Annotated in this window: 25 protein-coding genes and 3 pseudogenes; 17 read left to right on the forward strand and 11 right to left on the reverse strand. The window is 66.1% G+C overall.

From position 1 onward, the window contains the following. Positions 1-182 precede the first annotated feature (182 nt). Positions 183-1,697: a threonine ammonia-lyase, biosynthetic gene (ilvA, locus tag THITH_RS11140; RefSeq protein ID WP_006748008.1), complete on the reverse strand. Its 1,515-nt coding sequence runs from the start codon at positions 1,695-1,697 to the stop codon at positions 183-185. Positions 1,698-1,811: 114 nt separating this feature from the next. Here ilvA and rpiA point away from each other — a divergent pair, with 114 nt between their 5' ends. The 3 genes and pseudogenes from rpiA to THITH_RS19745 all read left to right on the forward strand — a co-directional run bounded on the left by rpiA (position 1,812) and on the right by THITH_RS19745 (position 2,965). Further along, complete coding sequence (rpiA, locus tag THITH_RS11145) at positions 1,812-2,471, forward strand: ribose-5-phosphate isomerase RpiA (RefSeq protein WP_006748007.1); 660 nt, start codon at positions 1,812-1,814, stop codon at positions 2,469-2,471. 103 nt (positions 2,472-2,574) lie between these two features. After that, positions 2,575-2,769 (forward strand): annotated as a pseudogene (locus THITH_RS19315) (hypothetical protein). Beyond that, positions 2,759-2,965, forward strand: coding sequence for a hypothetical protein (locus tag THITH_RS19745; protein ID WP_084222661.1), 207 nt, complete (start codon positions 2,759-2,761; stop codon positions 2,963-2,965). The pseudogene THITH_RS19315 and the gene THITH_RS19745 overlap by 11 nt, the downstream one beginning before the upstream one ends. Positions 2,966-3,135: 170 nt before the next feature. On the opposite strand, the gene THITH_RS11150 is transcribed toward THITH_RS19745, so the two are convergent. Beyond that, the gene (locus THITH_RS11150; protein WP_198019443.1) at positions 3,136-3,549 is read right to left on the reverse strand and encodes a hypothetical protein; all 414 of its coding nucleotides are present in this window, start codon (positions 3,547-3,549) and stop codon (positions 3,136-3,138) included. A 430-nt stretch (positions 3,550-3,979) separates the two neighbouring features. Here THITH_RS11150 and THITH_RS11155 point away from each other — a divergent pair, with 430 nt between their 5' ends. The 4 genes from THITH_RS11155 to THITH_RS11170 all read left to right on the forward strand — a co-directional run bounded on the left by THITH_RS11155 (position 3,980) and on the right by THITH_RS11170 (position 6,867). After that, positions 3,980-4,588 carry an HvfX family Cu-binding RiPP maturation protein gene (locus THITH_RS11155; protein WP_006748005.1) on the forward strand — a complete coding sequence of 203 codons (609 nt, stop codon included), beginning with the start codon at positions 3,980-3,982 and terminating at the stop codon, positions 4,586-4,588. Positions 4,589-4,674: 86 nt separating this feature from the next. Then, entirely contained in the window at positions 4,675-4,986 is a 312-nt protein-coding gene (locus THITH_RS11160) for an HvfA family oxazolone/thioamide-modified RiPP metallophore (RefSeq protein ID WP_006748004.1), read from the forward strand. A gap of 245 nt (positions 4,987-5,231) precedes the next feature. Further along, the gene (locus tag THITH_RS11165) at positions 5,232-6,092 is read left to right on the forward strand and encodes an HvfB family MNIO-type RiPP peptide maturase (protein ID WP_006748003.1); all 861 of its coding nucleotides are present in this window, start codon (positions 5,232-5,234) and stop codon (positions 6,090-6,092) included. Further along, the gene (locus THITH_RS11170) at positions 6,085-6,867 is read left to right on the forward strand and encodes an HvfC family RiPP maturation protein (protein WP_006748002.1); all 783 of its coding nucleotides are present in this window, start codon (positions 6,085-6,087) and stop codon (positions 6,865-6,867) included. The genes THITH_RS11165 and THITH_RS11170 overlap by 8 nt, the downstream gene beginning before the upstream one ends. Before the next feature lie 101 nt (positions 6,868-6,968). On the opposite strand, the gene THITH_RS11175 is transcribed toward THITH_RS11170, so the two are convergent. Further along, the gene (locus THITH_RS11175) at positions 6,969-7,514 is read right to left on the reverse strand and encodes a hypothetical protein (RefSeq protein ID WP_006748001.1); all 546 of its coding nucleotides are present in this window, start codon (positions 7,512-7,514) and stop codon (positions 6,969-6,971) included. Between the two features lie 615 nt (positions 7,515-8,129). Between THITH_RS11175 and THITH_RS11185 the strand changes: the two genes are divergently transcribed. The 6 genes from THITH_RS11185 to THITH_RS11210 all read left to right on the forward strand — a co-directional run bounded on the left by THITH_RS11185 (position 8,130) and on the right by THITH_RS11210 (position 13,077). Continuing rightward, on the forward strand, positions 8,130-8,540 hold the full coding sequence (locus THITH_RS11185; RefSeq protein WP_006748000.1) for a helix-turn-helix transcriptional regulator: 411 nt from the start codon (positions 8,130-8,132) through the stop codon (positions 8,538-8,540). Between the two features lie 215 nt (positions 8,541-8,755). Further along, positions 8,756-9,556, forward strand: coding sequence for a GAF domain-containing protein (locus tag THITH_RS11190; protein ID WP_006747999.1), 801 nt, complete (start codon positions 8,756-8,758; stop codon positions 9,554-9,556). After that, positions 9,557-10,327, forward strand: a complete 771-nt coding sequence (locus tag THITH_RS19320) for a hypothetical protein (protein WP_006747998.1) — start codon at positions 9,557-9,559, stop codon at positions 10,325-10,327. 143 nt (positions 10,328-10,470) lie between these two features. Next, positions 10,471-11,328: an undecaprenyl-diphosphate phosphatase gene (locus THITH_RS11200; RefSeq protein ID WP_006747997.1), complete on the forward strand. Its 858-nt coding sequence runs from the start codon at positions 10,471-10,473 to the stop codon at positions 11,326-11,328. An 87-nt stretch (positions 11,329-11,415) separates the two neighbouring features. Next, positions 11,416-12,654, forward strand: coding sequence for a DUF1015 domain-containing protein (locus THITH_RS11205; RefSeq protein WP_006747996.1), 1,239 nt, complete (start codon positions 11,416-11,418; stop codon positions 12,652-12,654). 192 nt (positions 12,655-12,846) lie between these two features. Continuing rightward, positions 12,847-13,077, forward strand: coding sequence for a hypothetical protein (locus THITH_RS11210; RefSeq protein WP_025367505.1), 231 nt, complete (start codon positions 12,847-12,849; stop codon positions 13,075-13,077). Positions 13,078-13,446: 369 nt separating this feature from the next. Here THITH_RS11210 and THITH_RS11215 read toward each other — a convergent pair whose 3' ends face one another. From THITH_RS11215 to THITH_RS11220, 3 genes are read right to left on the reverse strand one after another with little or no spacing between them, the layout of a single operon-like run. Further along, complete coding sequence (locus THITH_RS11215) at positions 13,447-14,832, reverse strand: glycoside hydrolase 100 family protein (RefSeq protein ID WP_006747994.1); 1,386 nt, start codon at positions 14,830-14,832, stop codon at positions 13,447-13,449. Positions 14,833-14,874: 42 nt separating this feature from the next. Further along, positions 14,875-15,051: a thiamine pyrophosphate-binding protein gene (locus THITH_RS19325; protein ID WP_006747993.1), complete on the reverse strand. Its 177-nt coding sequence runs from the start codon at positions 15,049-15,051 to the stop codon at positions 14,875-14,877. Then, positions 15,048-15,737 carry a glutamate synthase-related protein gene (locus THITH_RS11220; RefSeq protein ID WP_006747992.1) on the reverse strand — a complete coding sequence of 230 codons (690 nt, stop codon included), beginning with the start codon at positions 15,735-15,737 and terminating at the stop codon, positions 15,048-15,050. Before THITH_RS11220 ends, THITH_RS19325 begins: the two co-directional genes overlap by 4 nt. 429 nt (positions 15,738-16,166) lie before the next feature. Here THITH_RS11220 and THITH_RS19590 point away from each other — a divergent pair, with 429 nt between their 5' ends. The 3 genes from THITH_RS19590 to THITH_RS11230 all read left to right on the forward strand — a co-directional run bounded on the left by THITH_RS19590 (position 16,167) and on the right by THITH_RS11230 (position 18,689). Further along, positions 16,167-16,367: a hypothetical protein gene (locus THITH_RS19590; RefSeq protein WP_332254638.1), complete on the forward strand. Its 201-nt coding sequence runs from the start codon at positions 16,167-16,169 to the stop codon at positions 16,365-16,367. 259 nt (positions 16,368-16,626) lie between these two features. Further along, positions 16,627-17,688 (forward strand): DUF3179 domain-containing protein, encoded by a 1,062-nt coding sequence (locus THITH_RS11225; protein ID WP_006747991.1) that lies wholly within the window; start codon positions 16,627-16,629, stop codon positions 17,686-17,688. Positions 17,689-18,377: 689 nt separating this feature from the next. Continuing rightward, positions 18,378-18,689: a hypothetical protein gene (locus THITH_RS11230; protein ID WP_006747989.1), complete on the forward strand. Its 312-nt coding sequence runs from the start codon at positions 18,378-18,380 to the stop codon at positions 18,687-18,689. A 423-nt stretch (positions 18,690-19,112) separates the two neighbouring features. Here the strand turns inward: THITH_RS11230 and THITH_RS11235 are convergent, their stop codons facing one another. The 5 genes and pseudogenes from THITH_RS11235 to thiL all read right to left on the reverse strand — a co-directional run bounded on the left by THITH_RS11235 (position 19,113) and on the right by thiL (position 22,837). Next, positions 19,113-20,066 carry a porin gene (locus THITH_RS11235; protein WP_006747988.1) on the reverse strand — a complete coding sequence of 318 codons (954 nt, stop codon included), beginning with the start codon at positions 20,064-20,066 and terminating at the stop codon, positions 19,113-19,115. A 372-nt stretch (positions 20,067-20,438) separates the two neighbouring features. After that, entirely contained in the window at positions 20,439-20,648 is a 210-nt protein-coding gene (locus THITH_RS19750) for a hypothetical protein (protein ID WP_006747987.1), read from the reverse strand. After that, positions 20,638-20,835 (reverse strand): annotated as a pseudogene (locus THITH_RS19330) (hypothetical protein). The gene THITH_RS19750 and the pseudogene THITH_RS19330 overlap by 11 nt, the downstream one beginning before the upstream one ends. 120 nt (positions 20,836-20,955) lie before the next feature. After that, the gene (locus THITH_RS11240; RefSeq protein ID WP_006747986.1) at positions 20,956-21,453 is read right to left on the reverse strand and encodes a phosphatidylglycerophosphatase A family protein; all 498 of its coding nucleotides are present in this window, start codon (positions 21,451-21,453) and stop codon (positions 20,956-20,958) included. A gap of 397 nt (positions 21,454-21,850) precedes the next feature. Continuing rightward, the gene (gene thiL / locus THITH_RS11245; RefSeq protein WP_006747984.1) at positions 21,851-22,837 is read right to left on the reverse strand and encodes a thiamine-phosphate kinase; all 987 of its coding nucleotides are present in this window, start codon (positions 22,835-22,837) and stop codon (positions 21,851-21,853) included. Here thiL and THITH_RS19335 point away from each other — a divergent pair. Further along, positions 22,836-23,042: pseudogene (locus THITH_RS19335) on the forward strand (hypothetical protein); the annotation flags it as partial. The gene thiL and the pseudogene THITH_RS19335 sit on opposite strands and share 2 nt — an antisense overlap. Positions 23,043-23,093: the final 51 nt, after the last annotated feature.

The raw sequence follows: 23,093 nt of genomic DNA on the forward strand, positions 1-23,093 counted from the left end.
GTCTCGTGTCCCTGGCGACCCGTAGGGCGGAATAGCGCAGCGTCATCCGCCACATGGCGTCCGTGCTGCCCGGGGCCAGCGGCCGCCCTGGCGCCGGATGGCGGATGACGGCCTTCGGCCTTTTCCGCCCTACCCCTCTGGCCGCAAGCCCGGCGATCCATCGCGGGCACCCCTCGACCGCATCAGCGCAGGAACAGGGAGTACGCCGGGTTGTCGGACTCGTCCCACCACGCATACCCCAGCTCGTCCAGGAAGCGCCGGAAGCGTTCGCCGTCGGCTTCGGGCACCTGCATGCCGACCAGCACGCGGCCATAGGCGGCACCGTGGTTGCGGTAATGGAACAGGCTGATGTTCCAGTTCGCACCCATCCGGGTCAGGAAGTTCAGCAATGCCCCAGGGCGCTCCGGAAATTCGAAACGGTACAGCGTCTCGTTGTCCACATGGCTGGCGTGGCCGCCGACCATGTGCCGCAGGTGCAGCTTCGCGACTTCGTTGTCGGTCATGTCGAGGATCGGGTAGCCATCCGCGCGCAGCCGGTCCAACACCTCCTGTTTCTCGGCGTCTCCGCGCTCCAGCTTCAGGCCGACGAACACCTGCGCCTCGTTGTCGTCGGAATAACGGTAGTTGAACTCGGTAATGCCGCGCCGGCCGATCGCCTTGCAGAATCGGCGGAAGCTGCCCGGCCTTTCGGGAATGGTGACCGCAAACACGGCCTCGCGATGCTCGCCGATCTCGGCCCGCTCTGCCACGTGGCGCAGGCGGTCGAAGTTGATGTTCGCACCGCTCAGCACCGCCGCGAGCCGCGCGTCCTTCAGTCCTTCCCGCTCGACGTATTTCTTCAGGCCGGCGACGGACAATGCCCCGGCCGGCTCCGCGAGCACGCGGGTATCATCGAACACGTCCTTGATCGCCGCGCAGATCTCGTCGGTGTCGACCAGCAGAACCTCGTCCACGTGCTCGCGTGCCAGCCGGAAGGTTTCCTCGCCGACCTGCCGCACTGCGGCGCCATCGGCAAAAATGCCGACCTGGTCCAACGTCACGCGGTAGTCCTGGCGCAGCGCCTCGTACATCGACGGCGCATCCTCGGGCTCGACGCCGATGACCCGGATATCCGGTCGCAACCGTTTGATGTACACGGCCATTCCAGCCACGAGCCCGCCGCCGCCCACGCAGACGAACACCGCGTCCAGCGGATCCGGATGCTGGCGCAGCAGTTCCATCGCGACCGTGCCCTGCCCGGCGATCACCGCCGGGTCATCGAACGGATGGATGAACGTGTAGCCGTGCTTCTCCTGCAGCATCCGGGCATGGGCCGACGCGTCGTCGAAGGAGTCGCCGTGCAGCACCGTCTTGCCACCCAGGCGCCGCACCGCATCGACCTTGATGCCGGGCGTGGTCACCGGCATCACGATCACCGCCTTGATCCCGAGACGGGACGCGGCCAGCGCGACGCCCTGCGCGTGGTTTCCGGCCGATGCGGCGATCACGCCACGCGCCCGCTGCTCGCCGGACAACTGCGCGATGCGGTTGTACGCCCCGCGCAGTTTGAACGAGAAGACCGGCTGCAGATCCTCGCGCTTGAGAAAGACCGACGACCCGAGGCGCTCGGACAGACCGGGCATCCGGTCCAGGGGCGTTTCGCGCGCGACGTCGTACACCCGCGCGGTAAGAATGCGTTCCAGATAAGGGTATGTCATCGACATCACGATACCATGCGGCAGGCGCCGGCCAGTACCGCTTGCCGGCGCCCTTGGACAGGAGCAGGCCCGCTGGGTATGCTCGTTCGGTTCGAACGACCTCCGGATGAGACCATGACACAGGACGAAATGAAAAAGGCCGTCGCCGAAGCGGCCGTCGAGTTCGTGCAGGGTGGCTGGGTGGTTGGCGTGGGCACCGGTTCCACGGCCAACCACTTCATCGACGTGCTCGCACGCATGAAGGGCAAGATCGACGGCGCGGTCGCCTCCAGCGAGGCCAGCGCCGAACGCCTGCGCGGGCACGGAATCGAGGTGCTGGACCTGAACAGCACGGGCCCGCTGCCGATTTACGTCGACGGCGCCGACGAGGCCACGCGCCACCTGCACCTGACCAAGGGCGGCGGCGGCGCGCTCACGCGCGAGAAGATCGTCGCGGCGGCTTCGGATCAGTTCGTCTGCGTGATCGACGAGACCAAGCAGGTCGACTACCTCGGAGCATTCCCGCTGCCGGTCGAGGTGATCCCGATGGCCCGCAGCCACGTCGCCCGCGTACTCACTGGCATGGGGGGCAACCCGGTCCTGCGCGAAGGCTTCCGCACCGACAACGGCAACGTGATCCTCGACGTGCACGGCCTGCGGATCATGAACCCGGTGGAACTCGAGAGCGAAATCGACCACATCGCCGGCGTGGTCAGCAACGGCCTGTTCGCCCGCCGGCCAGCCAACGTGCTGCTGGTCGGGACCCCGTCCGGGGTGCAGACGATTTCCGGCTGAACGTGCGCCCGCCGCGATCCGGTCGCTGCGGGAATACGCGAAACCCGCAGCCTTTACGGTGCTCCGTCAATAGTTCGGACGCTCGCCTGCGGAGACGGTTAGCGTGAAAGTCACGGCCTGTCTCGTGTCCCGGGCGACCCGTAGGGCGGAATAGCGCAGCGTCATCCGCCGTACGGCGTTCGCAGTGCCCAGGCGCCCGCGGCCATCCGAGCGCCAGCTGGCGGATGACGGCCTTCGGCCTTTTCCGCCCTACGCCTCTTTCATCATCGGGGGTGGCCACATAGGCCATGGTAGTTAGCGTGAAAGTCACGGCCTGTCTCGTGTCCCGGGCAACGCGTAGGGCGGAAAAGCGCAGCGTTATCCGCCGTACGGCGTTCGCAGTGCCCAGGCGCCCGCGGCAATCCGGGCGCCAGCTGGCGGATGACGGCCTTCGGCCTTTTCCGCCCTACGCCTCTTTCATCATCGGGGGTGGCCACACGGGTCATGGCAGTTAGCGTGAAAGTCACGGCCTGTCTCGTGTCCCGGGCGACCCGTAGGGCGGAATAGCGCAGCGTCATCCGCCGTACGGCGTTCGCAGTGCCCAGGCGCCCGCGGCCATCCGAGCGCCAGCTGGCGGATGACGGCCTTCGGCCTTTTCCGCCTACGCCTACTCAGACCCGATGCATCAGGAACGATACCGAAGGGTGTCGAGGCTCAGCATCGTGTCCGAATCCCGAAGCAGGAATAGCGCCACGCAGGCCGCCAGCATGGGCCACGCGGCGAAAAAGAGCAGGTTGTCGAACGCCGCCAGGTACTGCTGCCAGGAGGAGAACGTCGAGACTGCATGCATCGCGAGCACCAGCCCGTAGGTCCAGGCCCGATACAGCCCGGCCACGAAACCCAGCACCACGATGAGCTGCAGTACGCCGATCACGGCCAGCGCACCCGCGCCGAGGCCTTCCAGATGATAGAAATGCTCAAAGACCCGCGCCGCGTGGTCCGGTGCCACGAACTTGTCCAGTGTCCAGACGAACATCACGACGAAGACTCCGAGACGCAGCAACAACAGTGACACCCTCAGCCGTTTCTGCAATTCCATGACCATCGTTCCCCCTCGGTTTTCGATGCATTCGCTTCAAGGAAAGACCCCAAGGCCGGGGGGCGCACTACGTAATATCCGATAACCGCAGCGTGTCGGCTCGTTCGAAAGCTGCGCCCCTGCAGCATCGTCCGGTTCCTGCGTCGCCGGAACGGCCTGCCCTGGACGAGGAGTCGTCCACGCAGGGGGTCGCCGGCGTCGATATGCGCAAGCGCTGCGCCATAACACCGTCTGTTGGTACGGCCTCGCGCAGGAGGTGCCCCCGGACCCGGGACCCCGCACGCTCGAAGCCTCAAGACCTACGAATTCATACGTAGGGATCTGCGATCGCCCCGGTGGTTAACTGTTCTCGACGAAACGATTGGTCACCGCCGCTCCGCGTGATGCGGCAGACCTGGAAGCCAAACCAACCGCACGGGATACGACAAAGATGAAACGATTGGCTCGCTGGATGCATGACGCGCTCAACAGTACACGCAGCGTGGACTTTCTCGGACCCCTCGCGCTGCGCCTGTACCTTGCGCCGGTGTTCTGGGCTGCCGGCACCAACAAGCTGGACGGGCTGCTCCCGAACGCGGGGACCGTAGCCTGGTTCGGCAATCCGGACTGGGGGCTGGGCCTGCCGATGCCGTGGCTGATGGCCTTCCTCGCCGCCTATGCCGAGGTCCTCGGGGCGATCGCGCTACTGTTCGGGATCGCCATGCGCTGGTTCTCGATCCCGTTGATGATCACAATGGTTGTTGCGGCCGTCACCGTGCACTGGAAACACGGCTGGCAGACGATCTCCGACCCGATGATGTGCCTGTTCAACTGCGGTGCGACCGAGGAGGCCGCGGTACGGCTGGATCGGGCCCGCTCGATCCTTCAGGAACACGGCAACTACGACTGGCTGACCCAGAGTGGCAGCTTCGTGATCCTGAACAACGGCATTGAAATGGCCGCCACCTACTTCGTGATGCTGCTGGTGCTCTTTTTCTACGGCGCCGGACGGTATCTGAGTGTCGACCATTACGCGGCGCGCTGGCTGCGCCGAGACTGAACAACAACCAGAAGCCGCATGCAAGCGGACGCTTCAGCAACACCGTTCCGATCACCTATGATCGTCACATTCAAAAGGAGAATCACATGAAAGACCATCTCTTCAATCGCAAGACCCTCGCCGCCACCATCGGCACCGCCGCCGTCGGCCTCGCAATGGGCAGCACGCCGCTGTTTGCCGCGACCGACCTCGGCCAGGGCTATCAGGTCAGCCAGTCCTCCACCGCGCTGCAGAAGCTCGCTCAGGGCAGCTGCGGCGAAGGCACCTGCGGCGGCGCTTCCGGCGAGAAGGAAACCGAGGGTAGCTGCGGCGAAGGTCGCTGCGGCGGTGCCTCGGACGACAATGGCGATGACAAGGACACGGAAGGCAAGTGCGGTGAGGGCCGTTGCGGCGGCTAGGATGACGTGATCATCAGGGCCGCCATCGTGTGATGGTCGCGCCCTATCGTCATCGCGAGGCACGCAGTGACGTGGCGATCCAGGCGGAGTCTGGATCGCCACGGGCCTTCGGCCCTCGCGATGACGGGCCACGGGCCTTCGGCCCCCGCGATGGCATATCTGAGGGTATGGCGATTGCCGGCTTAACCATCACGGTGGCACTCACGACGACAGATTGGAATCAGTCACTTATGGAGTCAACGCCTATGAATCACCGGTCGGAAGTGCGTGGCGCGGGGCTGGGTCTGCGGCGGTCTCTGCTGAGCCCCTTCGCGCAAGCGCCCGGATCCCGCGACCGGGTCGATTTCCTCGAAGTCGCCCCCGAGAACTGGATGCATCTCGGCGGCGCCCTCGGGCGAACCTTCCGCGAGTGGACCGAAGCCAAACCCTTCGTCTGCCACGGGCTATCGTTGGATATCGGCGGGCCGCGGCCACTGGACCGGGACTTCTTGCGGGACCTGCGCAGCTTTCTGGACACCCACGGCATCCGCGACTACACCGAGCATCTGTCCGCCTGCGGCGACGAGTTCGGCCACCTGTACGACCTGATGCCGATCCCGTTCACCGAGGACGCGGTACGCCATGTCGCCGAGCGGGTCGGCGTCGTGCAGGACCTTCTGGGCATGCGCATTGCGCTGGAAAACGTCTCCTACTACGCGCAGCCCGGGGCGGAGATGAGCGAGGCGGAGTTCGTGTCTGCGGTCATCGAGACGGCCGACTGTGACCTGCTCCTGGACGTGAACAACATCGTCGTCAACGCGATCAACCATCGCTACGATCCGTTGGATTTCCTCGACCGCGTGCCGCTGGACCGCGTGCGCTACCTGCATGTCGCCGGGCACCACGAAGAAGCACCCGACCTGCGCGTCGACACCCACGGGGCCGACATCTGCACCGACGTCTGGGCATTGCTGGACGAGGTCTACCGGCGCCTGGGACCGGTGCCGACCCTGCTCGAGCGCGACTTCAACTTCCCTCCGCTTCAGGACCTTCTCGCCGAAGTCGCCCGCGTGCGCGCAATGCTCGAGGCAAGCGAGGCGGTCATGGAGGTACGCCGCCGTGCCTGAACTGGACTTTCGCGAAGTGCAGCGCCGATTCGCGGCTCATCTGCGCGACCCCGAACGCCATGCCCCACCCGCGGGTATCGAGGAGCGCCGCCTGGCGATCTACCGGCGGCTGTTCATCAACAACATCGAGGATCTGCTCGGACGGGCGTACCCGGTGTTGCGCAGCCTGCACGGTTCGGAACGCTGGGCACGGCTGACTCGCGACTTCTATCGGGAACACGGATGCCACACACCGTACTTCCCGCGTCTGGCCGAGGAGTTTCTTCAATATCTGAGCACGGAGCGAACGGCGCACGAAGACGATTTTCCTTTTCTCGCCGAACTCGCCCATTACGAACGCGCCGAGGTGGTCGTGGCGCAGCACGAAGATGACCCCGACCATGCCACCGGCATCACGATTGATCCTCTGGGCGATCCCTTCACCGAGGTTCCGGTACTCGCTACCGCCACGCGCTTGCTGGCCTACGAATACCCGGTCCAACGGATCGGCCCCGACTTCGTCCCGGCCAGCCCCGGCGAACACCCCACCTACCTGGTGGTGTTCCGCGACCGCGACTTCCGTACCGGGTTCATCGAGCTCAACCCATTGAGCGCGCGCATCCTCTGGTACGTGCAGAACGATCCCGCGCCGGGAGCCGAACTGGTGCACCGGGTCGCCGCCGACTTCGACCTTGCACCCGGCGAGGAGCTCCTGCGCAGCGCCGAGGAACTGCTGCGGCACTGGCTGCAGCGCGGTGTACTCGCGGGAACCCGTACCGATTCCCCGGCGACCTGAGCCTGCCGCCTGCTCTGCAGGCGCGAACGGCAAGGTGCCGCCGCCCAGCCGCACCATCGAATTGCAGGCTGGAAGAGGCTGTAGGGCGTGATCCGCCGGGCTCACGGGAGACGAAGGCTTGCCACCGTCCCCAGCGTAGCGCGCATCTCGTTGATGCTCGGCGGCTTCGCGTCCCTTGGTTCGCCGTAGATACCGGCGCAGGTCAGCCGTCGGACGTCGGGCTGGTTCTCGCTGGCGAGCCAGAGATGGTAGCCCTGCCAGGTTCGGTTGTAACCGGAATCCCCGCCAATTCCTCCGCCCAACATGGCCACCTCGACCGACGGCTGCCATTGCGCGACCGAGGCCGACGTGCGCTGGACACGGCGGACGACGAACCGCCCCGCTTCCACGGTCTGAACGCGGTTGCGATCGAGGGTGTTGATCTCGAGGTTGCAGCTGGTGTCGTACCAGTCACGGCCCGGTGCCACCCGGCCGCGCACGAACCACACCCGCGTGGTGCCCGGCGGGATCGCGACCGGCTGATGCAGTTCGATCACCGCGCCCTCGGGCACCAGGTAGTAGGGAGAGGCGGGGTCTTCTTTCACGTCGACGAGGGCGCACCCGATCAGACCGGCCGCCAGCCCGATGGCAATGAGCGTCTTGAACATCGTGACCTCCTGACGAGGCACCCGCGATCACGCGTTGGCCCAGGATTGCGCGACTTCCCGCGCGGCCTCCGACGAACCGGGAGCCTGTGCCTTGAGTTTGGGTCGCTCCAGGTCCGAAGTACAGCAGGGATACGCGTCCTGCGGCATTGCCGCAAGCGCCTGGTGGGGTGCTCCCAACACCGGGCCGTGAGCGTGGGAAGGGCGATGGGCCCGCAAACGCAGGCGGTACCCGCAGCCGCAGCCCGCACCGCTGTGTTGTCGCCGAGTGGGGCTTCTCCGAGGCGATGGTGCGGGACCGCATACCGCGCGTTGGTGGACGGGCCCGTCCCACGGCGACCGGGCCTCGCCCGGGTTTCAAACAAACAGATTGCAGTGGCGTTCGTGACGGTACCTCATCGATTGGATCGTGTTCCTGGAACTCGGAAAGGGCTTGCGGCGCGTTGGGGGGCCGGACCACGGAATCATTCAATCGCGCGGCCCGGTCCCGCGACGATGCGGGGCCGGGCGGTACGCGTTACGGCCGATCAGCCACCCACGCCCACCTCATACCAGGGCGTGGGGTTGATCGGGCAGCGGTAACGAAACCCCTTACTGATCCTGGTGCTGCGCCATGTCATGGCCGCAGGCCAGGTCCGGGCGGGTCTGCTCGCGGGCCTCGCAAACCCGCAACTGCGGCGGGCGCTGGTGTGCATGCACCGTGACTACCGTCACCCCTGGCAACTGGACGAACTGGCTGCGCGGGCGGGTCTCTCGCGCAGCGCTTTTGCCCGGCAGTTCCTCGAGGTCGTCGGCGACACGCCGATGAACTACCTCGCACACTGGTGCATGCACCAGGCAGAGCTGCTGCTGCAGGACCGGCGCCGCTCGGTCGCCGAAGTGGCTGAAACGTTCGGCTACGCGTCGGAAGCCGCATTTCGACGGGCGTTCAAGCGCATCCGCGGTCGCGGCCCGGGCGCGGTGCGCCGGCTCGCCCCAAGGAAGCCGGAGCCACCAACCACCGGGGTGGATCCCCGGAGGAACCGCTGAACGCGCGTCAGCCCGAGGAGCCACTGGCCTGCAGCCGCAAGCACGGCGTCGCCAATTCCAAGGCGAACATGGCGTGGTGCGTATCCGTAGATTCCACATTGACCTGTTCGGAAGATGGTGTTGTTGTTCCTCTTAGGTGTGGATTCATGCGGACGATGCCCGCCCAGGATCCAGATCGCGGTTCTGCGGTCGGCCCTTCCGCGTCCGGAGGCTGTATGAGCATTGATTTTCTGCACAGCATTCGGCTGCAACTGACGATCCTGCTGCTCGGCCTGGTCGCGGTGGTCATAGCCAGTTCGGGCTATGCCGTGCATTCGGCTCAGATGCGCCAGCAGGAACAGGTGGTGCTCGCCGCGGTCTATTGGCTGCATACGCGGGTGCTCCGCCCCTTGCATCACGCGGTGGGAGCCTTCGAGCATGTCTCTCAGGGGGATTTCGGCCATCAGGTACCGGTGCCAAACCGCAACGAGATCGGCCTGATGGTCGAGTCCTTCAACAGCCTGTCCTGCCGGCTCCACGCGTTGTTCCAGCTCATCGACAAAGTGCAACAGGCCGACGGACCCGGATCCGTGTTGACCTCGGTGTGGCACGAGCTCGAAACCTTCCTCCCGCTCGACTGGGCAGGGCTGCTGAGCGTCACGCCGGACCAGTCGGCCGGGGTGCTCGAGCACGCAGTCCTCGACGGGCGTTCGACACCCCCGAGTGAGCGCTACTTTCCGCTCGCCAACAGCCAGCTCGACACTGCGTTGGCCGCCAAGGCCCCGCTGCGCATCCCGGATCTGCAACAGACGGGCGGCGGGGTTCCGGAGGCGGCCTTCGAGCGCACCCTCATCGAACAGGGCCTACGCTCGGTCCTGCTCCTGCCGGTCAAGGACACGGACCAGAATTCGGGCCTGCTGGTACTGGCCTCGCGCCAACCCAACGCCTACCAGCTCTCGCACCAGGAACTGATTACCAACCTCGCGGGCCTGATCGGCCACGCCCTGCAAAAAACCGTAGCCATGGAGAAGCGGTAGATGCGGGTTGCCGGTCAGCGGTCGGCGAAGCAGACGGAGAGACTCCCCCGTAGAATCGCAGTAATGCGAGACCATGCGGCTGTGGCGACAGTGCAGGCTGCCAGATTCACGCCGTCATCGGGGGCCGATGTACAGCCATGTGGTTCCCGCTATGGCTTCAGCTTCACTCTTGGCGCCTGGGGCTGGATACTCGCCGTCCTACTGATTGTGCTGGTCTTCCGCGCTGGCGCGGCACAACCCGCTGACGGCGAGTGGTCCGTCTTCGGATACGCAGGGCAGTGGAGCGCCAACAACATCGGCTCCATCCTGCGGGGGCGAACCGAGTTTCGGGATACCTACGTCGGAGTGGCGGGAGCGAGCCGCACCCTGTACGGGTTCCGGGAATCACTGAGTCTGGAGTTGGAAGCCAACGCCGGCGTCCACACCGGGCTGCAGCATCACTCGGAGGTGAATACCGCGCTGCTTCTGCGTTGGCGGCCGTTCCCGAACCGGTATTTGAACACTTCGGTCGCCTTCGGACTCGGCCCATCGTATGCCTTCCGCACGCCGGAAGTGGAACAGCATCCCCGCCGTCCCGCTGCGCGGCTGCTCGTGTTCATGCCAGTGGAGATCACGTTCGCCCAGCCCGGCGCCCGGAACCCCCGTTGGGAGGTCCTGTTTCGCGTTCACCACCGCTCCGGGGCATTCGGGCTGGTCAGCGACGCCAGGGGTTCCAATTTCGTCAGCGCGGGCGTCCGCTTCCGCTTTTCGGACAACGCCGATCGCCGTTGACGGCCACGCTTCGGCGCATTCCCCGCCGTTGCGCATCGCACGTGCATCGAAAGAGCGCTGTTGTATCATCCGCGGCTCGGTGCACGAACGGCCCACCCCACTCCCCGACGCACGATCGCCACAACCGACAGCAGGACCCAGCCATGGCCCTATGGATCGCCGTTCTCCTGGGTATCATCCAGGGCGTCTTCATGTTTCTGCCGGTCAGCTCGACCGCCCACATGGTGCTGGCGGAGCACTGGTTGATCGGCCGCGGCGAGTCGCTGCCGTCGCCGGACAGCCCCGAGATGATCCTCTTCGCACTCGTCGTGCATGTGGGCACCCTGGTGTCGATCATCGTCGTCTTCTGGCCCAGCCTGTGGCGTTTTACCCTTGGCGCCGCAGGCGGTGCATGGCAATGGGCCGGCCAGGGGGGGCGCGGGCCGGTGCCGCTGTACTGGCGGCTGTTCTGGCTGGGGATGTTCTCGGTGCTCTGCACCGGCCTACTGGGACTGGCGTTCAAGGCCGCGTTCGAGCAGGTGTTCGCGCACCCCTGGATGATCGCGATCACCCTGACCCTGACGGGAATCCTGCTGTGGTGGACCGACCGCCTACCCCCCCGCAGGCGGGGCCTCAAGGGCATCAACTGGCGGGTGGCCGGCGTGATCGGGCTGGCCCAGGGCCTGGCGCTGATGCCCGGGCTCTCGCGCAGCGCGATGACCATCATGTTTTCCCTGTTTGCGGGCCTGAAACGCCGCTGGGCGGCCGAGTACAGCTTCTTTCTGGCCATCCCGACCATCTCCGCGGCCACCTTGCTGCAGGCCATCCAGGTGTACCGGGCCGAGGAACCGCCCGTCATCGGGTTCGCCGCGCTGGCGGTCGGCTTCGTGGTGGCGGCGGTGGTCGGGATCGTATCCCTGAAGCTGGTGATCTACTTCCTGTATCGGGCGCAGCTCAAGGTGTTCTCGTTCTACGTCTGGCTGCTGGCCCTGGCGGTCGCGATGGGGTGGATCGGGGTGTGATCCCGCCGCCCGCCGGCGCGCCGGCGGGTGATTTGCAGGCCGCGATCCACTATCCTGCGCGTGCCGAAAACGTCTCAAGGAGTCCTCATGCCCCTGATCAAGCCCTTCGCCGGCCTGCGCCCGGCTCCCGGGCGCGCCGCCGATGTGGCAGCGCCGCCCTACGACGTGATGAGCGCCGAGGAGGCGCGCGCGATGGTCACGGGTCGACCCTGGAGCTTCCTGCACATTTCGCGCCCCGAGGTCGACCTGCCCGCGGACACCGATCCGTACGCGCCTCCCGTCTACGCCAAGGCACGCGAGAACCTCGACCGGATGCTGAGCGAGGGCGTGCTGGCGCGCGATCCGGAGCCGCACTACTACGTGTACCGTCTGACGATGGACACACACGTGCAGACCGGGCTGGTCGCCGCCGCGTCGGTCGACGCCTACGACGCCGACCGGATCAAGAAACACGAGTTCACCAGGCCGGTGAAAGAGGACGACCGCGTACGCCAGATCGAGGCGCTGAACGCCCAGACCGGACCGGTCTTCCTGGCCTATCGCAGCCAGGCCGGGATCGACACGTTGCTCGCGCGGCTGAGCGCGGATACCGCCGAGGTCGACGTCACGCTCGACGGCGTACGTCACGAACTCTGGGCGGTGACCGATGCCTCGGTGATCGCCGATCTCACCGCGGGATTCGACGCGCTCGACGCGCTCTACGTGGCCGACGGCCATCATCGCTCCGCCGCGGCGTCGCGCGTGGCCGCGACGCGCCGCGCCGGGAACCCGGCGCATACCGGCGACGAATCCTACAACTACTTCCTCGCCGTGATCTTCCCGCATGACCAGCTCCGCATCATGGACTATAACCGGGTGGTTCGAGACCTGAACGGCCTCGCGCCCGAACGTTTCATGGAGCGCGTCGCCGAGCGCTTTCAGGTCGAGCGCAGCGAGCAGCCGGTGCGGCCCGCACGCCACGCCGAGTTCGGCATGTACCTCGGCGGCACCTGGTACCGACTCACGCTCGACCCGCGCCATGTGCCGGAGCACGACCCGGTACGGCGCCTCGATGTCAGCCTGCTGCAGGAGAATCTCATCGAGCCGATCCTCGGCATCGCCGATCCCCGGCGCGACGAGCGCATCGGCTTCGTCGGCGGGATCCGTGGGCTCGAGGGCCTGGTGCGTCACGTCGATGCCGGCGACATGCAGGTCGCCTTCTCGCTGTTCCCCACCGGCATGGAGGATCTGATGGCCGTCGCCGACGCCGGCGAGGTCATGCCCCCGAAGTCGACCTGGTTCGAGCCGAAGCTGGCCGACGGCTTGGTCTCCCACGTGCTGGACTGACTCGAGGGCCCCCTGCCCCTCCGTCAACGCCTTGGGTCACTGTAGCGCGTCAGGAAGTACGCGATGGCCTCTGGGCTGTCGGGTGCGCTGAGTGCATGCGTCCGGAGCTTCGCCCGCAATGACAACCACCGTGAAGCAGCGTTTAGCTCGCTGCGGAGCTTCCCTGACAATCAGGAAACAAGGGTATCAACGATGCAGAAATGGGTTTCCGTGCTGTGGCCTTCCTTCGTAATGTCGGCGGTGGCAACCACCATCGTTTTCCTGTTCCTGAGTCCCGCGCAGCTCGCGCAGAGCGGTGGACCCGCGCTGACGACGCTGGGCTATTACTCCGTCACCTTCCTGTTTCTCTGGGCGACCACTGCGGGAACCACGCTGATCTCGCATTTCTTCCAGCGCCCGCCCGAGAGCTTCAACCCGGACTGAACGGAACCAGAAACGGCTGCCCGCTGCACCCGCCGCTCCCCCGATGGCGTACCAACAGGGAGTGCGTAGCGGTGGAGTCGAGGCGTCCGGAAATCACACGCGTCGTACCGTCGTCAAGGCGTCTTCCATTGAACACCGCCCCTCCGCTCCACTCCACCCGATAGTGCGCTGGAGCGCGTCGGTGTCTCGCGATGGGTCGCGGGCTTCCGCGCGCTTGGACGCATCCGCCAGATATCCGCCTCCGCCTTTGCCGCGCTTGCATTACCGTGAACGCCGCAGGTACGGTTCGTAGGAAGCGAGGTGGCGGTAACGCCGCACTGTTACCCGACCAGGGGTGAGCTCCATCCTTTCTGCGCGGATGATGATGCGTCAACCGGTGCACCCAGACACCGTGGCTTCGCCTCTGAAGCCGAGGCGTCCCAGACAGGCGGGATCCTGCGCCAGCTGCCGCGCGACCAGGTAACCTGCGATCGTCCAGGTCTGCTGGCGGCGCGCCTGCCGTCCGACCAGGCGACCACTGCGGCCATCGTAGTACTCGGCCCACTCGTCCCGGACGAGCCGGGATTCGGCGGACTCGAGCGCGGATTCGATCAGATCTGCGTCGCCGGTGCGGGCACAGGCCGCGGCCAACAGCCACAGCAGCACCGGCCAGTTGCCGCCGTTGTGGTAGGACCAGGCGCGGTTTTTCGGATCCATGCCGGTCAGCGCCACCCAGTCGCTTCCGTCCAGCGCCGGATATGCGAGTTTCAGCGGCACATCCCCCACGAGGTCGTCGCGCCGTGCACGCAGCAGTTGCATGAATGCCGCGGACTGTGCGTCCGACGCCAGGCCGCTCGCGACGGCCAGCAGATTCCCCTGCGCGAAATAGCGGTAGTCCATTCGCCCGGGCCCCAGGTTTCCCGCGAAATAGCCGCCGGTTTCCGGCAGCCAGTCCATCAGCCAGTGCGGGATGGTCTCGGGGTAGATGTTGAACTTGTTCACCGCGCGCTCACCGTATTCCTCGACCCCATAGCGGTAGATGCGGTTGACCTGGTCGAGATCCAGCCAGTAATAGGTACGGATATGGTAGGCGAGATGATCTCGCCGCTTGCGCACCGCATCGATGTAACGGACGTTCTCCTCCACGTCGGCCAGCAGGGCCTCGGCCGCGGTCAGCGCCGAGTAGAACAGCGCCTGCACATCGATCGGATAGCCGTAGACACCCATGCGGCGATCGATCATGAACGATCCGTCCGGCACCAGCATGGTGGGGAACATATCGAACCGCGCGGTCAGGCACAGATCCAGCACCCCGCGGATCGCGCGCTGCACCTCATCCCGCCGCGCCAGCGCCGCATCGCCGGTGCTGTTCACGTACGCGTGCAGGACCATCAGCCACCACAGGCCGGAATCGACCGGCGGTACCCGGGCAATGGCCTGTTCGCCGAAATCGGCCACCACCCGCTCCCCCGCCTCGCCCGCGACCACCTTGAAGCTGGCCGGCATCAGGCCCTCGCCCGGCTGGAAACAGTCGAACTGGCGCTCGGTCTGCTGCAGGCGGACCATTTGCAGCAGGAAATTGGCGACGATCTCAGGCTTCCCCGCGAGCAGGTAGGCATAGGCGGAGACCGCGAAATCCCGGGTAAACACCTGGTCGTAGTTGACCTCCTGCACGATGGTGTCGCGCGCGGCGACGGTACCTACCGGCCCGCCGTGCAGGCGCACTACCGACGCGTCTAGCAGCTTCCACGCGCTGTCCCTGACCGACTCGTTCATTGCTGCCCCCCTCTGATCGCGCCGTTGCCGACGCCGCCAAGACTACCGAACCTGAAGCCTCCTGGCGCAAAAGCTAGGGCACTGGATCACGAGCCGCTTTTGCACCTGCTGGTCCCACAGCGATTCGAACAGGTCGACGGTCCCCTCCCCGGGAATGCCGAAGACGTACTCGACGCTTTCGGATTCCAGGGCCTTCACGAACAGGTCGGATGCCTTCATGGGCGGGTCCCCCCTTCGGGATTTCGAGCCCTGCGCGCGCGGTGCGGATCCCCGCAGGGTTTATCGGTCCGGGTCAGGCAATAACGAGGAACGAAGCGTTCCGGGTCGGCTTCTTCCAGGTGCACGGCGAACGCCTCCGGCGCCTTTGCCGGGTCGCGGAGCACCCCGGCCGATACGTACGGGTAGATCCGGTCGTAGCGCCGGATTTCCGACTGCGTCACGCGCCGGTAGATATGGGTGCGGTTGAGTTCGGAGGTGTGAAACAGGCCGGCGGACGCGATCAACTCCGCGGTGGCGTGCACCGTCTTGGCCTGGAACTGCGCCACGCGCTGTGCCTTGTCGGCGACGATCAGACCCCGGTATAGCCGCGGATCCTGCGTCGCGACACCGGACGGACAGCGGTTGGTGTTGCAGATGAGTGAGTGCACGCAGCCGAGGGCGAACATCATGCCGCGCGCGCTGCTGCACAGGTCGGCCCCGACCGCGAGATTTTTTACCAGGTGAAAGCCGGTCAGGATCTTGCCGGAGGCGATCACCCGGATCGGACCGCGCAGGTCGTACGTTCCCAGCGCCAGTAGCGGCACGATCAGGACCGCGGCCCAGGCCACCGGCGGCCAGAACCACCACCCCACCGCAAGAAGCAGCAGCGAGGTTCCGGCAAACACCAGGAATCCTGGTGTACACACCGCCCCTCCAGTCCGTCGATTCTGCGCCGCGTTCCCTTCAATGCCACGGCACGCTGCGGTCGCCGAGCGTCATCCGCGCGGAAGGTCCGTGCAGGCGAGCGCGGGATTCCCGAGCGTCGTGGCCGAAAGCGCCGTAGGCACCAGGTAGGATAGACACCCCGATCCCGCCGGAACATACGGGTTACCACGAGGCAAGCGAGGACGGGCGGGTCCGTTCAGGCGCAGCCCGCCGTGGATGGGCTGATTGTGCTGCCCAGCCCGCATGCCGCGGGCCAGGCCTTTGGCAGGGCGTGCCCCGTGTCAGGGCGCGACCCGACTCGACATCGGGGCACCCGATACCTCGACCCGACCGCCCACCCCGGGCAGCCAACGGATGGCACTGCGCTCTCGTCTTCCCTCCAAGCCACCTCAATCGGGATCAGCCGCTTCGTGAGCGTGAAAGTCACGGCCTGTCTCGTGCCCCGGGCAACCCGTAGGGCGGAAAAGCGCAGCGTCATCCGCCGCTCGGCGTTCGCGCCTCCCCGGCGCCTACGGCAACCCCGGCGCCGGATGGCGGATGACGGCCTTCGGCCTTTTCCGCCCTACGCCTACGCCTCTTTCATCCTCATGGGGTGGCTGCCCGCGCCATGACAGTTCACGTGACCCTGGGTATCGGATGATACGAGCCGCTGCCCCGTTGGCGCGGATTCCGGGCTGCGGTTTTCACGTACGCATTCGTGCGTAGTGCCCCGTGGCGGCTGAACTGCTTTATTCCTGAGAACCTCAACGCGAAATCTACCCGTCAGCCGGAACGGGGCACCCGGATCCAACCCGGGAAGAATGGACGCCCTGATGCCCCGGGCGCGCAGACGCGGGAAGACCGCCCAACCCTGGATGTAAGGAGGCAACAATGTTGAATCGACCCGTTTCGCGTCGTTCGGTTCTGCGCGGCGTCGTCGGCCTCGGCGGCATGGCCCTGATCGGCTGCTCCGGTCCTATGGTGACCGGCAACGGTTCGGCACCGCGTTTTCCGGTGCTTGCGGGACAGCGCCATGCGCCGCTGGCGCTGGATGTCTATGCGGGTGACCTTCGGGAAGCCGGGGTGGCTCGCGACGCAATCCCGCGAATCGAAAACCCCGAGTTCACCAGCGCCAGCACAGGCAGCGCGTGGCTCGACGATGGCGACATCGTCTTCGGATTCGTCCACGCCGGCGATGCCCGGGCCTACCCACAGCGGATCATGGTCTGGCACGAGGTCGTGAACGACACTGTCGCGGGATTGCCGGTCGCGATCACCTACTGCCCGATGGTGGCGGATATCCTGTGCATCGAGCGAGGCACCGAGGTATTCGCAGTGTCCGGCAAGTTGGTGAACAGCAACCTCACGATCTACGACACGCAAACCCTGTCGTACTTTCCCCAGATGTTCGGAATCGCGGTCAAAGGCGAGCACCATGGTCGTGCGCTGGTCGAGCGTCCGGTCGTCTGGACCACCTGGGGGCAATGGCGTGCACTGCATCCCGAGACGCGGGTGATGGCCCAGCCGACCCAGTGGGGGCGCGACTACAACCGAGACCCCTACGGCAGCTACAACCCGGTCTCCGGCTACTACGCCGAGCACGAACCGCCGATGTTCACGCCGATCAACAGCGATGACCGCGCCCCGCCCAAGGCCATCTTCGTCGGCGCCCGGATGTCCGACCGCGCGGTGGCGTTCAGCCTGGACCGGCTGCGGACCGAAGGACGGCTCGAAGTCGACGCGCACGGCGAAGACTTCACCGCGCTCCACGACCCCGCCCTCGACACCGGCTACATCTATCGTGGACGCATGTCACGGACGCCGGCATTGTCGGGCGGGTTCCCGGACCGGATTGCCAGCGGTGCGGTCGACGGAACCGAGCCGGTGAACGGCTTTCAGGCCAACTGGTTCGCCTGGGCGGGATACTATCCGGACGTAGTGGCCGTGCTCTGAAAGACTCACACCCGCGACGGGGGATCCGGTGCTCACCACGGGCACCGGGTTCATCACAGGTGCGCATTCCGGCGAACTGCCAGGGCATGAGCAGCCCCAGCCATGAAAGAAGCGTAGGTAATCCGTGATCGGTCAAGCCGCGCAGGTTGTGCCGACGCAGAAGGCACAACGACCGACGCAACCACAGCCCCAGACCCCGAACCACCGCCAACACCCACGACGTTGTGCCAGTGGCACAACCTACGGGACATTGGCAGATACACAAGGCTGGAAGAAGCCGAAGGCCGACATCCGCCATTCGGCGCCTGGGTGGCGGCGGGCGGCGGCGGGTGCCGGAGCGTCGCGGGCACCGGGTCCCGCCGATATGGGCCTGGCTACCGATCCGCTGTCCCACCTCCCGAATGCCCCGCCCCGCGACGAGTACCCCCGCTGGGATCGAACTCCGACCTCGGGCGCGCGCCTCGGCATCCATCATCCTCCACCCGACCGGGAACCCGCTCGGAGAAAGAAAACACATCAACGTTTCAAAGGGTTCGGTTTTCCCCTAGCAAATCTTACGGAGGGTCATCCCGGTCTGCAGATGGTTCAATTGTATTCAAGTTCATCGTAGATGGACGGAAACACAGCTAGCCGGATGCAACGAATCCGGCTAGCCCGCAACACCCACAGCCGACTCGATGGAGATGACCATGAAACACCTCAAGACCGTTGCATTCGCCGCACTGTTGATGCCTGCGCTGGCCGCAGCGCAGTGGTCCACCCACGGAGCCGACGGCCTTCCGATTCCGGGCGCAAACGACCATCCGGGACTTGCAGGGATCGTGGCTTCGGGTGGCAAGCCGGTTCAGGCCTACTACCAGAAGGAGCAGCCGGTACCCGGAGCTGACGATCATCCCGGAATGACCCGGACGGTTCCCAGTGCCGGGAAGCCGGACCAGCCGTACTACACGAAGGACCAGCCGATCCCGGGTGCGGGCGATCACCCGTCGCTCCAGCGGTAGGCGCACCATGCCATGACAATGCGGCCACGGAAGAACACGGACACCCCGGGAGAAGGAATGGATTGAAACCCCTTTTCCGCGTTCGTGCTTTCGGTGGCTCGCGTTTTCATCTTGCGGGGGGCGCTGGCCACGAAGGTCAACCCCGCCGATGAACACTCGCAGGCCCGCAGCCCCTTACCCGCAGGACTACCCCCCTTTTTCAGATTCGGGATCCCACCGCGTATCCACCTCGCCATGAGCCAGACCCGCGGCCGTTCGACGCACTTCGCGCGTTCGTGCCACGCAAACTGTCATGGCCAGCGGCCACGCCCCGCAGGATGAAAAGGCGAACCACGGAAAGCCCACCCCTCCCCATTGCCGACGCCCCCCCAAAAAAAAGGGGTGCCCCGAAGGACACCCCAGCGCTCCAGCAGCAATGGACGCTTAGAAGCTGTGACGCAGGCCGATACCCAGCTGGGTTTCTTCCGCAGCGCCGTTCGCAGTGCTGCTGATCTCGTCGTCGTACCAGACGTTCGCGAACAGCTCGGTGCGGTTGCTGAAGTGGTAGCTGGCACCCACGGCGAAGTTCGTCAGGTCATCCACAGGACCGTTGTCGAAATCGCGGTACTGCACCGCGGCACGCAGCGACACCTGAGGCGTCACGTTGAAGGTCACCGGCAGGGTCACGACATCGGCGATGTCGTCGATATCCTGGTACAGCAGGCCGACGGTACCGGCGCCGAAGTCGTAGCTGCCGCCGATCTGCCAGTTGGTGTTGCCATCAACGATCTGCTTGCCGCCACCCTGGAACAGGCCGGTGCTCGGCGCATCTTCAGCCGCGATGGACACGAAGATCGGGCCCTGGTTGTAGATCGCGTTCAGCGAGTAGTAGGAACGGGTCTTGTTGCCGTTGGGCTCGACCGTGGCGGAAACGGTCAGGCCGTTGAAGCTCGGCGTGGTGTAGTGGACACCCTCGGCACGGCCCCAGCTCGCCGGACGGTTGTTCCCATCGGCCAGCGTATCGGTGAAGGCCCGGAACGGAAGGGACGCCAGCTTCATGGCGGTGTCGCTACGGCCGAGCAGCACGCGGCCGAAGTCACCCTGCAGACCCACCCAGGCTTCTTCGTTCAGGTCGAAGCTCTGCGTCGCGAGGGACTGGTTCACACCGTTGAAGTTGCCCTGCAGGCGGAAGATGGCCTGCATGCCACCACCGAGGTCTTCGGCACCGCGCACGCCAAGGCGCGAACCGATGGTGGAATGGACCAGGTTGCGATCGTCGCCGTCGTCGATGGCACCGACTTCGTACTTGAACTGACCGAACAGGGTGGTGTCGGCGGTGGCGATGGCCGGAGCGGCTACGAAAGCGGCGACGGCAACAGCGAGAAGTTTCTTGTGCATGACGTTGTCTCCCAGGACAGTTGAAAACAGGTTTGAAACACGGTTAGCGGGTATCGCTCAATGCCATTCCGTGAATGACAGGTGTTTTATATACGCTACGGTGTCGCATTTCAACCCTTTTCTGATAAAAAAGTGACACCGAGGGGGTGTTTGTGTCTTCTGCGCAACAGTTTGCGCCCGAAACCGACCGTTTCGGGCCGGACAACCGTGACTGAACGGATCGCGGCCAGCGGCATCGCGCCAGCGCGGCAACGCACCGGTAGCGCCCCCAACGAACCGCCGCGGTGCACTCACCCCGGGCCGTGGCCCGCTAGCGGGTAAGCGAGCAAGCCCCCTACCCTCGCACGGGGTGCACGGGCATGGTCGCGACCTTCAGGTTAAAGGTACGTAATAACCACCCAGGCAAGCGCCTGCAGACGCGTAGGGCGGAAAAGGCCGAAGGCCGTCATCCGCCATCCAGCGCCCGGGGTGCCGCCGGCGCCGGGGCACCGCGGGCGCCCTGTGGCGGATGACGCTGCGCTCTTCCGCCCTACGGGTCGCCAGGGACACGAGACAGGCCGTGACTTTCACGCTAACTGTCATGACCAGCGGCCACCCCCGATGATGAAAGAGGCGTAGGGCGGAAAAGGCCGAAGGCCGTCATCCGGCGCCCGGATTGCCGCAGGCGCCTGGGCGTTACGAACGCCGTACGGCGGATGACGCTGCGCTTTTCCGCCCTACGGGTCGCCCGGGACACGAGACAGGCCGTGACTTTCACGCTAACTGCCATGGCCAGCGACCATCCCGCAACATGAAAAGGCGAGCCACGGAAAGCACGGACAGACATGGAAAGGTTTGATTTGTTCCATATTCCGTGATTTCCGTGTCCTTCCGCGGCTGTCATGTCACGTTAAAGGTACGTCATCACCACCCAGGCAAGCGCCTGCAGTACCAGCCAGGCGTAGATCGCCGCGACGACGTCGTCCATCACGATCCCGACACCGCTGTGCCAGTGGCGGTCGAAGTAGCGCGCCGGGAACGGCTTCACGATGTCGAAGAACCGGAACAGCAGGAACCCGACCAGCACCCAGACAAGCCCGGCCGGCGCAAATGCCAGCGTAATCAGCATCCCGGCCCATTCGTCCCAGACGATGCCGGGGTGATCGTGCACGCCCAGACGCCGGGCACTCTCCCCGCAGATCCAGAACCCGGACACCGTGACCAGCGCCACCACAGCCAGGTAGGCCCAGTCCGGCAGCCCGATGATGGCAAAATACAACACCAGCGCGGCCGCCGACCCGAACGTGCCGGGCGCCCAGCGCGCGAGCCCGCTCCCGAAGCCGAACGCGAGCAGGTGTACCGGATCCCGGAACACCAGGGATGCGGGCGGATGGGGCGGTCGGGGCATCAGCAGCTCCGGCAGTTGGCGTGCCGGGCTTTATACCCTACCCCGATGCAGGCGTTAAGCCCGTCGCGGCCGAACACCGGGCCAGAAAACGCCTGCCCGCGCCGAAGCCGCGCATAACGTGAAAGAATCCGCGTCGCGCCCCGGGTGGCCCGCAGGGCGGAATAGCGCAGCGTCATCCGCCACTCGGCGTTCGCACCTCCCCGGCGCCTGCGGCAACCCCGACGCCGGCCGGCGGATGACGGCCTTCGGCCTTTTCCGCCCTACGCCTCTTTCATCCTCAAGGGTGGCCACCCGCGCCATGAGAGTCAGTGCCGGGCGTGCGCATCCCGCCTGGGCCGAACGGCGCATCGGTCGCACGTGGCGACCGGGACGGACTGCGTGCGAATGGTCCAGGGCTTCAGTCCGGACGAAAGTGGTCGAACCCCCGTTGTGCGAGTGGAATCGGGGCTCCCGACGCGTCGAGCACCTGGATACCCCCACCGTCGACGAACTCCCCGATCACCGTCAGCGGCAGTTGCAGCGCGGCCGCGAGCGGTCGCAGTTCGCCCCGCTGCCGGGCCGGCCAGGCGAACAGCAGTTCGTAGTCATCGCCACCGGACAACGCCGCGGCCAGCGACGGTCCCGAGGGCCAGTCGTGCAGCAGCGGGTCCCGCGGCAAATCATCTGCGTTCAGGCGCGCGCCGCAGCCCGAAGCCGTGCACACGTGGCCCAGATCGGCCAGCAGGCCGTCCGAAAGGTCGATTGCAGTGCGCGTGCGCCCGCGCAGCGTTCGCCCCAGCGCCAGCCGCGGTTCGGGCCGGAAGAAGCGCTTGCAGCGGGAATCCTCGACCGCGGGCGGCTCCGGCCCCGCGGCACGCCGCTGCTGCTCCAATTGCAGGCCGGCAAAGGCTCCTCCCAAGGATCCGCTGACGACGACCAGGTTACCGGGCTGGGCACCGGTGCGCCGTAGCGCCGCGCCGGCCGGCACCTGCCCCAGCACTGTGACGCTGATCGCCAGCGGCCCCCGCGTGGTATCCCCCCCGATCAGCGGCACGCGCAGCTGTTCGGCAAGTGCGCCCCAGCCCGCCGCAAACTCCTGCAACCAGTCGGTATCCACCCTGGGCAGCGTCAGAGCCAGCAGGGCCCCCAGCGGCTCCGCGCCCATCGCCGCGAGATCGCTCAGCGCGGCGGCAAGCGCCTTGTGCCCGACCGCGGCGGCCGGCTGGTCTTCGAAGAAATGGGTACCGCAGACCATGGTATCGACGCTGACAGCAAGCTCCTGTCCCCGCCGCGGTGCCAGCAGCGAACAGTCGTCGCCGACGCCGAGGGCAATCCCCGGCCCACGATCACGCCCGGTGAAGAACCGGTGGATCAGTTCGAACTCGGAGAGCAGGCGTTCAGACATGGCACGGCAGCGTTCACGTGAAAGAACCCGGGTCGCGCCCCGGGCAACCCGTAGGGCGGAAGAGCGCAGCGTCATCCGCCGCTCGGCGTTCGCGCCTCCCCGGCGCCTGCGGCGACCCCGGCGCCGGACGGCGGATGACGGCCTTCGGCCTTTTCCGCCCTACGCCTCTTTCATCATAGGGGGTGGCTGCCCGCGCCATGGCAGTACGCAGCGCACCGCGTCCGCGGCACGGCATGCGCATCGACGGGATGCCTGC

This window comes from Thioalkalivibrio paradoxus ARh 1, assembly GCF_000227685.2.
GTDB classification, from domain to species: Bacteria; Pseudomonadota; Gammaproteobacteria; order Ectothiorhodospirales; family Ectothiorhodospiraceae; genus Thioalkalivibrio; species Thioalkalivibrio paradoxus.

Bases quoted from the DNA above. Each gene is read 5' to 3' on its own strand.
- ilvA (WP_006748008.1), bottom strand. From the start codon at position 1,697: ATGACATACCCTTATCTGGAACGCATTCTTACCGCGCGGGTGTACGAC.
- rpiA (WP_006748007.1), top strand. From the start codon at position 1,812: ATGACACAGGACGAAATGAAAAAGGCCGTCGCCGAAGCGGCCGTCGAG.
- THITH_RS19745 (WP_084222661.1), top strand. From the start codon at position 2,759: ATGGTAGTTAGCGTGAAAGTCACGGCCTGTCTCGTGTCCCGGGCAACG.
- THITH_RS11150 (WP_198019443.1), bottom strand. From the start codon at position 3,549: ATGGAATTGCAGAAACGGCTGAGGGTGTCACTGTTGTTGCTGCGTCTC.
- THITH_RS11155 (WP_006748005.1), top strand. From the start codon at position 3,980: ATGAAACGATTGGCTCGCTGGATGCATGACGCGCTCAACAGTACACGC.
- THITH_RS11160 (WP_006748004.1), top strand. From the start codon at position 4,675: ATGAAAGACCATCTCTTCAATCGCAAGACCCTCGCCGCCACCATCGGC.
- THITH_RS11165 (WP_006748003.1), top strand. From the start codon at position 5,232: ATGAATCACCGGTCGGAAGTGCGTGGCGCGGGGCTGGGTCTGCGGCGG.
- THITH_RS11175 (WP_006748001.1), bottom strand. From the start codon at position 7,514: ATGTTCAAGACGCTCATTGCCATCGGGCTGGCGGCCGGTCTGATCGGG.
- THITH_RS11185 (WP_006748000.1), top strand. From the start codon at position 8,130: ATGGCCGCAGGCCAGGTCCGGGCGGGTCTGCTCGCGGGCCTCGCAAAC.
- THITH_RS11190 (WP_006747999.1), top strand. From the start codon at position 8,756: ATGAGCATTGATTTTCTGCACAGCATTCGGCTGCAACTGACGATCCTG.
- THITH_RS19320 (WP_006747998.1), top strand. From the start codon at position 9,557: ATGCGGGTTGCCGGTCAGCGGTCGGCGAAGCAGACGGAGAGACTCCCC.
- THITH_RS11200 (WP_006747997.1), top strand. From the start codon at position 10,471: ATGGCCCTATGGATCGCCGTTCTCCTGGGTATCATCCAGGGCGTCTTC.
- THITH_RS11205 (WP_006747996.1), top strand. From the start codon at position 11,416: ATGCCCCTGATCAAGCCCTTCGCCGGCCTGCGCCCGGCTCCCGGGCGC.
- THITH_RS11210 (WP_025367505.1), top strand. From the start codon at position 12,847: ATGCAGAAATGGGTTTCCGTGCTGTGGCCTTCCTTCGTAATGTCGGCG.
- THITH_RS11215 (WP_006747994.1), bottom strand. From the start codon at position 14,832: ATGAACGAGTCGGTCAGGGACAGCGCGTGGAAGCTGCTAGACGCGTCG.
- THITH_RS19325 (WP_006747993.1), bottom strand. From the start codon at position 15,051: ATGAAGGCATCCGACCTGTTCGTGAAGGCCCTGGAATCCGAAAGCGTC.
- THITH_RS11225 (WP_006747991.1), top strand. From the start codon at position 16,627: ATGTTGAATCGACCCGTTTCGCGTCGTTCGGTTCTGCGCGGCGTCGTC.
- THITH_RS11230 (WP_006747989.1), top strand. From the start codon at position 18,378: ATGAAACACCTCAAGACCGTTGCATTCGCCGCACTGTTGATGCCTGCG.
- THITH_RS11235 (WP_006747988.1), bottom strand. From the start codon at position 20,066: ATGCACAAGAAACTTCTCGCTGTTGCCGTCGCCGCTTTCGTAGCCGCT.
- THITH_RS19750 (WP_006747987.1), bottom strand. From the start codon at position 20,648: ATGACAGTTAGCGTGAAAGTCACGGCCTGTCTCGTGTCCCTGGCGACC.
- THITH_RS11240 (WP_006747986.1), bottom strand. From the start codon at position 21,453: ATGCCCCGACCGCCCCATCCGCCCGCATCCCTGGTGTTCCGGGATCCG.
- thiL (WP_006747984.1), bottom strand. From the start codon at position 22,837: ATGTCTGAACGCCTGCTCTCCGAGTTCGAACTGATCCACCGGTTCTTC.